The following is a 10,160-nucleotide window of genomic DNA, read 5'->3' on the forward strand; positions in this document are numbered from 1 at the left end:
AAAACCAACCTCGCCAAATTTACCCGGATGCTTCAGGGACAGCGAGATTTGGAAACCGTCTCCAAGCTCATTCTCTCGGAACTCGCTCCTCTGGTATCCGCGCAACACGGTGTGTTTTACCTGATGGAAAGTGGCGAGCAACATCAGGCATTCCTGAAACTCCTGAGTACCTATGCCTACCGCGAGCGCAAGCATCTCGCCAACCACTTCCATTTAGGAGAAGGCTTGGTGGGACAATGCGCCCTGGAAAAAGAACGGATTCTGCTCAGCGAGGTGCCGGACAACTATATCAAGATCAGCTCTGGCTTAGGGGAATCTACGCCGCTGAATGTTGTTGTGTTGCCCGTTCTTTTTGAAGGGCAAGTGACCGCGGTGATTGAACTAGCTTCTTTCCGGCGATTTAGCGAGATTCACCTCACCTTCTTCGATCAACTTACCGAAAGCATTGCCATCGTTCTGAATACGATCGCCGCTTCGATGCGTACCGAAGAATTGCTCAAGCAGTCCACCGCCCTGGCAGAAGAACTCCAAACCCAGCAGAAAGAACTCACAGAAACGAATAAGCGACTGGAACAACAAGCCAAATCACTCCAGGCATCCGAGGAACTGCTCAAGAATCAACAGGAACAGTTGCAGCAAACCAACGAAGAACTGGAAGAGCGATCGCGCTTACTCGCGATGCAAAACCGCGAAGTCGAGCGCAAGAATCGAGAAATCGAACAGGCAAGACAGTCGGTGGAGGAAAAAGCCGAGCAACTGGCACTCACCTCGAAGTACAAGTCGGAATTCTTGGCGAATATGTCCCACGAATTGCGGACGCCGCTAAATAGCTTGTTGATTTTGGCTCGTCTACTTTCTGATAATCCAGAGGGGAACCTGACGCCGAAGCAAGTCGAATACACCCGCACCATTCATTCCGCAGGCACCGATCTGTTGGGACTGATTAACGACATCTTGGATCTGGCAAAAATTGAATCGGGAACGATGTCGGTTGACATCGATCAGATGTTATTTACCGATTTGCGGAGCCAGATGGAGCGAACGTTCCAGCAAGTGGCGCACGACAAAGGACTCGCCTTTACTGTCGAATCCGACGAAAGACTGCCCAAGGGAATGTATACCGACTCGAAACGGTTACAACAAGTCCTGAAGAATCTGCTCTCGAATGCCTTTAAATTTACGGATCAGGGTGCAGTCCGATTACGAGTCGAGCTAGCCACAGGCGGCTGGAGTTCCGAACAGGGGAGTTTAAATCGCGCCCAGACCGTCATTGCTTTTGCCGTCAGCGACACAGGGATTGGGATTGCACCAGATAAGCAGAGAATTATTTTTGAGGCTTTTCAGCAGGCGGATGGAACAACCAGCCGCAAATACGGCGGGACGGGTTTGGGCTTGTCAATCAGTCGAGAAATTGCCCGACTGCTGGGCGGAGAAATTCGTCTGGTGAGCAGTCCGGGACAGGGAAGCACGTTTACCCTCTATTTGCCGCAAGCTTATCAAGATGGGGCAGCAGGAATGAGTCCGGAAGTGCGAAGTATCCTTCCAGGAGCGAGGAGTCCCGTCGCCCCCAGTACCCTCGCACCCAGTATCCCTCAGACCCTTGATGTTCGACCGGCAATTCCACCGGCAACTCCACTGGCGACTCCACCAGCAACTCCACTGGCGACTCCACCGGCGAATCGAAACGACGGCGTTCGTTCCTCCAGTCTCGGAGAGGCAAGTGTCGCCGCGAGTCCCTACCCGCGTTCTGCACACATGGCTGACATTAGCGATGACCGGGACGATATCCAAGCGGGCGATCGCGTGTTGCTAATTGTGGAGGACGATATCAATTTTGCCCGGATCTTGTTGGACATGGCACGACAACAAGGCTTCAAAGGGCTGGTGGCGTTGCGAAGCGATACAGCTCTGGCAATGGTGCGAGAATATCAGCCGGATGCGATTACGCTAGATATTCGGTTGCCGGTGATGGATGGCTGGACGGTGTTAGACCGTTTGAAGCACGACCCAGGCACTCGTCACATCCCCGTGCATATCATCTCCGTCGAAGAAGTCCAGCAGCGCAGCTTGCAACAAGGAGCGATCGCTTATCTACAAAAACCTGTCAGCAGCGAAGCGTTAGCGCAGGCGCTATCTGACATTAAGGGATTTGTCGAGCGCCCCGTGAAGAACTTGCTGGTCGTAGAAGATGATGAAACTCAACGCCACAGCATTGTCGAACTAATCGGCAATAGCGACGTGCAGACGACGGCTGTAGGCACTGGGACAGAGGCACTCGAAGAGCTGAGAACCGGGCACTATGATTGCCTGGTACTGGATTTGGGACTGCCGGATATGACTGGATTTGAGTTGATGGAGCAAATCAAACAGGAGCCTAGCCTGACGACACTCCCAATCATTGTTTATACCGGCAGGGAATTAACCAAGCAACAAGAAACCGAACTCAAGCGCATTGCCGAGACGATTATCATCAAAGACGTGCGATCGCCAGAACGTCTTCTGGATGAAACCGCCTTGTTCCTCCACCGAGTGCAGGCAAATCTACCCCGCCCGAAACAACAAATTCTGGAACAATTGCATCAAACCGATCCGGTTCTGACTGGCAAGAAAGTTTTGATTGTTGATGACGATGTGCGGAATATCTTTGCCCTCACCAGTATGCTGGAACTCCATCAAATGGAAGTGTTGTATGCCGAAAATGGCAGAGATGGCATTGCGAAGTTGCAAGAACGCCCCGACATTGATATTGTCCTGATGGACGTGATGATGCCGGAAATGGACGGTTACGAAACCATGCAAGCTATTCGCCAGCTCGATTCATTCGCAACACTACCGATGATCGCTCTCACCGCCAAAGCCATGAAAGGCGATCGCGAAAAGTGTATTGAAGCGGGTGCGTCCGACTACATCACCAAACCTGTAGATACCGAGCAATTGCTCTCCCTGCTTCGCGTCTGGCTCTATCGATAAGGCAAAAGAAAAAAGGCAAAGAAGCAGCAAAAGTTCTTGCTGTTTCTTTGTCTCTGTTTCTTTTACCTTTCTACCTTTTACTTTTTACTGTATGAACACGCCCAAAAATAGCAGCGAACTTGAAGATATTGAAATTCAGTTGCTATTGGAGGGCGTGTATCGTTACTACGGATTTGATTTCCGAAATTATGCTCCCGCTTCACTCAAGCGCCGCATCTGGAATGCGATTCGTGCGGAGCATTTAAGCAGTGTATCCGCGCTTCAGGAAAGAGTCCTCCACGATGCAAACGCGATGGAGCGATTTCTGCTCGGTCTCTCCGTCAACGTGACCGCCATGTTCCGCGATCCGACCTTTTATTTAACATTTAGAAATAAAGTTGTTCCCTTATTGCGAACATATCCATTTATTCGGATCTGGTGTGCAGGTTGTTCAACTGGAGAGGAAGTTTATTCAATCGCAATTTTGTTGCAAGAAGAAGAGCTTTATCACCGTTGCCGCATCTATGCAACCGACATGAATGAGATGGTATTAAGAAAAGCCAAAAGTGGCATTTTTCCCCTCCATTTAATGCAGGAATATACTCAGCATTATCTCAAAGCAGGCGGGATTAAGTCTTTTTCGGAGTATTATACCGCTGCTTATGATAGCGCTATTTTTCGGGCGTCACTCAAAGAAAACATTATTTTTTCTCAACATAATCTAGCTATCGATGGTTCTTTTAATGAATTTAATGTCATCTTATGTCGCAACGTCCTAATCTATTTCAATCCATTTCTTCAGGAACGGGTTCACAATCTTTTGTACGATAGCCTTTGTAGATTTGGGATTTTAGGATTAGGTCGTCAGGAATCCCTGAAAACCACTCTATACGAAAAACACTATGAGGAGTTAGAAAATCATGAAAAGATTTACCGAAAATTGGCTTAATTAAAACTTTCCAATTACAAATTACACATAAATGCAAGATTTCCCAAATCAATGGAATAAAAAGGAGGTGAACATTTTTTAGGTCAAGAGTAGTAGGTAATTGGAAATCCTTCACTACCCACCCGTTTTATTGAGTTTTGCCCATCTACTGATTCATGGTGAGTATGACTTTTGATATTGTTGTTGTCGGCACATCATTAGGTGGGTTACAAGCTTTAACCGTAATGCTCGCAGGTCTACCAAATACTTTCCCAGCGGCTGTGGTTGTCGTCCAACACCGTCACAAAGCCTCTGATAACACGCTGAGCTTCTTTCTCCAGCAGTACAGCACTTTGCCGGTGGCGGAAGCGGAAGATAAAGAAGAAATTCTGCCTCGACGGGTATACCTAGCTCCCGCTGATTATCACTTACTGGTGGAACCCCGACAGGCATGGGGACACCGCCAAGGTCGGTACGGAGGCATCGCCACATTAGCACTCTCCACTGAGGCTCCTGTATGCAATGCCCGACCGTCGATTGATGTGCTGTTTGAATCGGCAGCTGATGCTTATGCACAGAGAGTTATCGGGGTGATTTTAACCGGAGCAAGTCAGGATGGAGCGAAAGGCTTGGCAAAAATTAAAGCACGCGGCGGACGGGCTATAGTACAAGAGCCTGCAACAGCAGAAAGCCGGATCATGCCGGAAGCCGCGATCGCATCTGTAACGGTAGACTGGATTGTGCAGCTCCAAGACATTGCCCCTCTTTTAGTCAACCTTTGTCAATCGGCTGTGAGGTGAAAAAATCAGATATGTGACGCCAAAGCCCTAGTAGCTCAACAGCCGAATCTAGACACATCAAATCTTCATCTAAAAACCCTGGATTCTGGTTTCTAAAATTTGTAACTTTGGATAGTGGTATCAATAGCGAAACAGTGGCAGGCTCGACAAAGCCGCTCAAACAAGTCCCGACCTTCCAGAAAATGCAGCCCGAAGAAATAGTTAACGTCCTCCTTGTGGACGATCACCCAGAAAATTTACTGGCTTTGGAGGCGATCCTGGGCAGCCTCGGTCAAAATTTGGTCAGAGCTACATCGGGCGAACAAGCCTTGCGATGTCTGCTTGAGCGGGATTTTGCCGTGATTTTGCTTGATGTCCAGATGCCCGGTCTAGATGGATTTGAGACGGCAAAGCTGATTCGACAACGACAGCGATCGCGCCACACGCCGATTATTTTCCTAACCGCATTTAGCAGCAGCGACTCTCTGGTTTTCAAAGGTTATTCCCTGGGTGCAGTAGATTACCTGCTGAAACCGCTGGAGCCGGAAATATTAACCTCCAAGGTGGGGGTGTTTGTTGACTTATTCAAGAAAACCGCAGAGGTGAAACGACAAGCGGCACAACTGACTGCTGTTAACTTAGAACTTAAGCAAAGTGAAGAGCGTTTTCGCTCGTTAAGTGCCTGCTCGCCCCTAGGCATTTTTATGACCGATATTGAAGGGCGCTGTACCTACGCAAATCCGCGCTGCCAAGCGATTTGTGGCTTAACGCCTAATGTAGAAACGGGAACTTTAGCCTCGCTCTACGAAGAAGGCTGGTTGCAGTCGGTACATCCAGAAGACCGCGATCGCGTCTATAGACATTGGTCTACTTGCATGAGCATCGGTCAGGAATGCTCCAACGAGTTTCGCTGCCAGACTCCGGAGGAGATTGTGCGTTGGGTTTACCTGCGCTCCTCCCCGATGCTGACCGATACCGGCGAACTTATCGGTCATGTCGGTACCCTAGAAGACATCACCGAGCGCAAAGCCGCAGAGGAAGCCCGCGCTCAGATGATTCGCGAACAGGTGGCACGACAGGAAGCCGAGGCGGCAAACCGAATTAAAGATGAGTTCCTTGCAACCCTGTCTCACGAACTCCGCACTCCCCTCAACTCAATGCTGGGTTGGACTCAACTGCTCCGCAGTCGCAAGTATGATGAAAAGACGACAGCCCGTGCCCTGGAAACGATTGAGCGTAACGCCAAGTTACAGGCGCAACTGATTGAGGATATTCTCGATGTCTCGCGGATTATTCGCGGGAAGCTACGGTTAAATATCTGTCAAGTTAATCTTGTCCCCGTGATTGAGGCGGCGCTGGATGCGGTTCGTCCGGCGGCTGAGGATAAAGGGATTCAATTGGAAAGCGTACTCGATCGCGCCGTGGAACTGGTTCCTGGCGATCCTAACCGCTTGCAGCAAGTTGTTTGGAATCTACTCTCCAATTCGATCAAGTTCACGTCTTCAGGGGGAAAGGTGCAGGTGCGCCTTTTCAAGGATGGCGATCGCGCTCAAATTAGCATCAGCGACACCGGCGTGGGCATCAGCCCAGATTTTCTCCCCTATATTTTCGATCGCTTCCGTCAAGCAGATAGCACCACCACCAGGCGCTATGGTGGATTGGGACTCGGTTTGGCAATTGTCCACAACTTAGTGGAACTGCAAGGCGGCACGATTGAGGCAAGAAGTGAGGGAGAAGGGAAAGGGTCAACATTTATCGTGAAGCTGCCAGTAGTATCCGATCAGCTCAAGACTTGCGATTTGGAGTCTATCTCCTCAGGTAAAAAAGTCGCGGTCGCGTCTCCTCCCTCTCTGGAAACGTTGCAGGTGTTGGTGGTGGATGACGATACGGATACCCGCGATTTTTTGAGGGCGGCGCTAGAACAATACCACGCTCAAGTGACGGCTGTGGCATCGGTTCAGGAAGCGATGCAAGCTCTGGAACACTTAAAACCCGACGTACTGGTGAGCGACATTGGAATGCCTAATGAGGACGGTTATGGCTTGATCCGTAAAGTGAGAGCTTTGGAATCTCAGCGAGGAGAAACGAGCATTCCCGCGATCGCGCTGACTGCTTATGCCAGGGGTGAGGAGCGATCGCAGGCACTCGAAGCAGGTTTCCAGGTACACCTGCCTAAACCCGTTGAGGCAATCAAATTAATTGCTTCTGTGGCAAACTTGGCGGGGCTGAGTACAAAGCTCGCAGACGTGTAGCAATCTCTAAACCAATCGTTCTTTCAATCAGGCGATTTCTATAACGACATTGCTTGCTAGCCGCACGGCTGTAAGCGTTGGTTAGGCGATAGATATCCCGCGATGGGAGCAGGACTATCTGTTCGCGCCGATCGTCTTGTCGAAGAAGTCGAACGTCCGGTACAGCGCCTTGAGCGACGCTTCGCGTGTCTGCTTGTAGGTCGATCCGATGAAGCTGTGACCCATTCCCATACAAAAAAAGGCATAAAAAAAAGGAGAGCCACTTGGGCGACTCTCCCGATCATCAGGGTGCATCTACTAAATAAAATATATCACTTGGGGATGAGGGGTGTCACCCCTTATTTTGTTTTTTTCGTGAAGTTTCCTCGCTTTTATGTGAAGTGAAGACGAAGATAATTGTCAACATAAATCAGGCAAAGGGTTGTGCGGCAAATGTAGCAGATACGTATTTCTGCGAGCGATCGCCTGCACATCCGCTACATTTTCTACCAGCACCCGTTGCCTGGGCTTCAGCCTTGCGGAGTAGGTTTTGACGACTCCGCAAGGCGGTATATTTTGGCTTGTCTAACTAACTGTTCAACTTCTTAGCCATCATTTGGTTCGTGAGTTTCGGGTCAGCTTGACCTCCTGTTTGCTTCATCACCTGCCCCACAAAGAAACCCAACAGCTTAGTTTTACCGCTGCGATACTGTTCCAGCTCTTTGGGATTTGCCGCTATAACTTCATTGATGATTTTTTCCAGCTCACCCTTGTCAGAGATTTGCTTGACTCCTTTGCTCTCTACCAGTTCTTTCGCAGAACCCCCTTTAGACAGCAACTCTGGCAGAATCTCTTTAGCGATTTTGCCGCTGATAGTTCCGTCTTCAATTAAGGAGATGAGTTCCGCGAGGATCTGGGGTTTGAGGGCAATTTCAGCGATATTCAGTTTAGCGGTGTTGAGATAGGCAGAAATATCACCCATCACCCAGTTAGCCGCTTGCTTGGGATTCGCCTTGGCAGAAACCGCCGCTTCAAAATACTCCGACACCGATCTATCGTCGGTTAGGACGCGGGCATCGTAAGCAGACAAACCCAATTCACTTTCGTAACGATGACGTTTTTGCGCTGGCAGTTCCGGCAGTTCCGACTTCCACTTAGATAATTGCTCAGCGGAGACTTGTATGGGAGTTAGGTCGGGTTCTGGGAAGTAGCGGTAATCGCTAGAGCCTTCCTTCGTCCGCATACTCACTGTGCGTTGGCTACCTTCCTCCCAAAGCCTGGTTTCTTGAATAATTCGCTCGCCGGATTGGATGGCTTCAATTTGCCGGTCGATTTCGTACTCAATCGCCCGTTGGATGGCGTTGAAGGAGTTCATATTTTTGATTTCGACCTTCGTGCCAAACTCCTTCTGACCAACCGGACGCACGGAGATATTCACGTCGCAGCGCAGCGAACCTTCTTGCATATTGCCATCACTGACGCCCAGATAGCGGACAATCCGGCGCAGTTCTTGGGCATATTCAGCAGCTTCAACCCCCGAACGGATATCCGGTTCGGAGACAATTTCTACCAAGGGAATGCCGGTGCGGTTGTAGTCTACTAAAGAATAGGTAGAACCAGAGAGTCTTTCACTACCCGCATGAACCAATTTTCCAGCATCTTCTTCCATGTGCAGGCGAGTGATGCCAATCTTTTTGCGGATGGGGTTGCCATCTGCGTCAGTTAGCTCAATCTCCAGCCAACCATGTTCGGCAATGGGCAAATCGTACTGAGAAACTTGATAATTTTTGGGCAGATCGGGATAAAAATATTGCTTACGGTCAAATTTGCTATAAGGAGCGATCGCGCAGTTGAGAGCCAAACCGGCTTTAACCGCGTACTCCAGCACCTTTTGATTCAGCACCGGCAATACTCCAGGCATTCCCATACACACTGGACAGACATTCTGATTGGGCGTCGCACCAAATTCGGTGGAGCAATTACAGAAAATCTTGGTTTCGGTACTGAGTTGACAGTGAGTTTCCAGACCGATAATAGCTTCGTACTGAGTTTTAACCGGAGCAGCAGTCGTCATGAGCTTACAGAGTGCAGATAATTGCAACACTTCGGCTCTATTTTAGCTTTGTCTTAACCTCGCAGCCCTTAATTAATCAAAAACGACTTCTGGATTCATGTCTGCTGGTGATTTCCAATCGATTCCGTACTCTGCTTTTAAAATACGTTTCTTCTCAGCCCAGAATCGCTCGGCAAAGGCTGCGTCTCTTGGTTCGTTCGCCAGGTTTTCGTCTGCTTTTCGACCGGCGTCTGCAATCAGTTCTTCATATTTTGGAGCAAATTCTTTTAAATCGTGCTTGATTTCCCCTGGATTCTTTCCCAGGTTCAGCCTTATTTGAACTTCCCGAACTAGCTTAGGAAAAACAAAGGCAACATAGCGATCGCGATACTTCTCACCTTGACTGACATCATCTGGCGTTTTTTGGAGTCCTAGTCTCGCCCCGACTCCTAATAAGGTTAGGCTTAATAAAATTCCTAGAATAACCTTTGAGGATTTCATCAACTAACTCTCCTAAATTAGGGAATGCCCAACATCTTAGCATCAGAACTAAAGATGTCTATCCGCTCATTTTCATCTGGATAAAGTAGAGGATGCACGCTTGCGATCGCGCGGTTCTAGTCCGGTTTAAATCTTGCAGCGAGAGATTAAAAATTGCGAACCGCCCCAATTCGGCGCTATCGGGATTACTCTCAAATAATTTAGCTTCCGTTAGATAGTCAGAAGCCGAGTTGACTTCCAAAATGAGTCTATAAAAGCGAAATAATTTAGCAATATAAATTTTGAAAGTATTACTAATCTAATGAGTGTCGATTTTATTTTTAGGGATATAAAATTAGTCGTTGCTTCGCAAGCGACGCCGAGGAAACAAAGGAACAGAAATAGATGAATTCACGACGGATCTAAATTTTTTGACGATTCAGGTTGAAGAAGCGCGATCGCTGAAATTCTCTCTTTTTGCATACGCCTTTTGGCGGGTAAGTATGCTAAAAAAAACCAGCCACTCGCGGCGACTGGTCAAGCTTGCTGTGTTGGGAGGAGGAAAACCTGATGCCAAGACGAAAAAGCTATGCAATTATCCCGTAGATAGCCAACCTGCGTCTCGATACACTAAGTCGTCCCTTGTTAAGGAATGTAACACATTTTTTTCAAAAGCTGCAATATTTATTTACAAACAGTCATTTGTGCGTGTGCCAACTTGTGCATTAAATGCCGAACAA

General features: G+C 48.6%; 9 protein-coding genes. 5 read left to right on the forward strand and 4 right to left on the reverse strand.

All coding sequences use genetic code 11. From position 1 onward, the window contains the following. The 4 genes from H6F50_RS04920 to H6F50_RS04935 all read left to right on the forward strand — a co-directional run. The coding region (locus H6F50_RS04920; protein ID WP_190426930.1) for a response regulator at positions 1-2,970 on the forward strand (2,970 nt) is incomplete at its 5' end. 91 nt (positions 2,971-3,061) lie between these two features. Then, positions 3,062-3,898 (forward strand): protein-glutamate O-methyltransferase CheR, encoded by an 837-nt coding sequence (locus tag H6F50_RS04925; RefSeq protein ID WP_190411949.1) that lies wholly within the window; start codon positions 3,062-3,064, stop codon positions 3,896-3,898. A 164-nt stretch (positions 3,899-4,062) separates the two neighbouring features. After that, a complete protein-coding gene (locus H6F50_RS04930; protein WP_190411999.1) occupies positions 4,063-4,677 on the forward strand; it encodes a chemotaxis protein CheB in 615 nt (204 codons plus the stop codon). A 182-nt stretch (positions 4,678-4,859) separates the two neighbouring features. Then, entirely contained in the window at positions 4,860-6,908 is a 2,049-nt protein-coding gene (locus tag H6F50_RS04935) for a response regulator (protein WP_190426939.1), read from the forward strand. Positions 6,909-7,317: 409 nt separating this feature from the next. Here the strand turns inward: H6F50_RS04935 and H6F50_RS27500 are convergent, their stop codons facing one another. From H6F50_RS27500 to H6F50_RS04950, 4 genes are all read right to left on the reverse strand, one after another. Further along, positions 7,318-7,452 (reverse strand): hypothetical protein, encoded by a 135-nt coding sequence (locus H6F50_RS27500; protein ID WP_277877538.1) that lies wholly within the window; start codon positions 7,450-7,452, stop codon positions 7,318-7,320. A gap of 24 nt (positions 7,453-7,476) precedes the next feature. After that, on the reverse strand, positions 7,477-8,961 hold the full coding sequence (gene gatB, locus H6F50_RS04940) for an Asp-tRNA(Asn)/Glu-tRNA(Gln) amidotransferase subunit GatB (protein WP_190426932.1): 1,485 nt from the start codon (positions 8,959-8,961) through the stop codon (positions 7,477-7,479). 72 nt (positions 8,962-9,033) lie between these two features. Continuing rightward, the gene (locus H6F50_RS04945; protein ID WP_190426934.1) at positions 9,034-9,441 is read right to left on the reverse strand and encodes a hypothetical protein; all 408 of its coding nucleotides are present in this window, start codon (positions 9,439-9,441) and stop codon (positions 9,034-9,036) included. Positions 9,442-9,499: 58 nt separating this feature from the next. Beyond that, the gene (locus tag H6F50_RS04950) at positions 9,500-9,682 is read right to left on the reverse strand and encodes a hypothetical protein (RefSeq protein ID WP_190426936.1); all 183 of its coding nucleotides are present in this window, start codon (positions 9,680-9,682) and stop codon (positions 9,500-9,502) included. Positions 9,683-9,782: 100 nt separating this feature from the next. Here H6F50_RS04950 and H6F50_RS26695 point away from each other — a divergent pair. Next, positions 9,783-10,160 (forward strand): hypothetical protein (locus tag H6F50_RS26695; RefSeq protein ID WP_206754818.1); only part of this gene is annotated, 378 nt, incomplete at its 3' end.

The sequence above is a fragment of the Coleofasciculus sp. FACHB-712 genome (genome assembly GCF_014695635.1).
Classification (GTDB): Bacteria; Cyanobacteriota; Cyanobacteriia; order Cyanobacteriales; family FACHB-T130; genus FACHB-T130.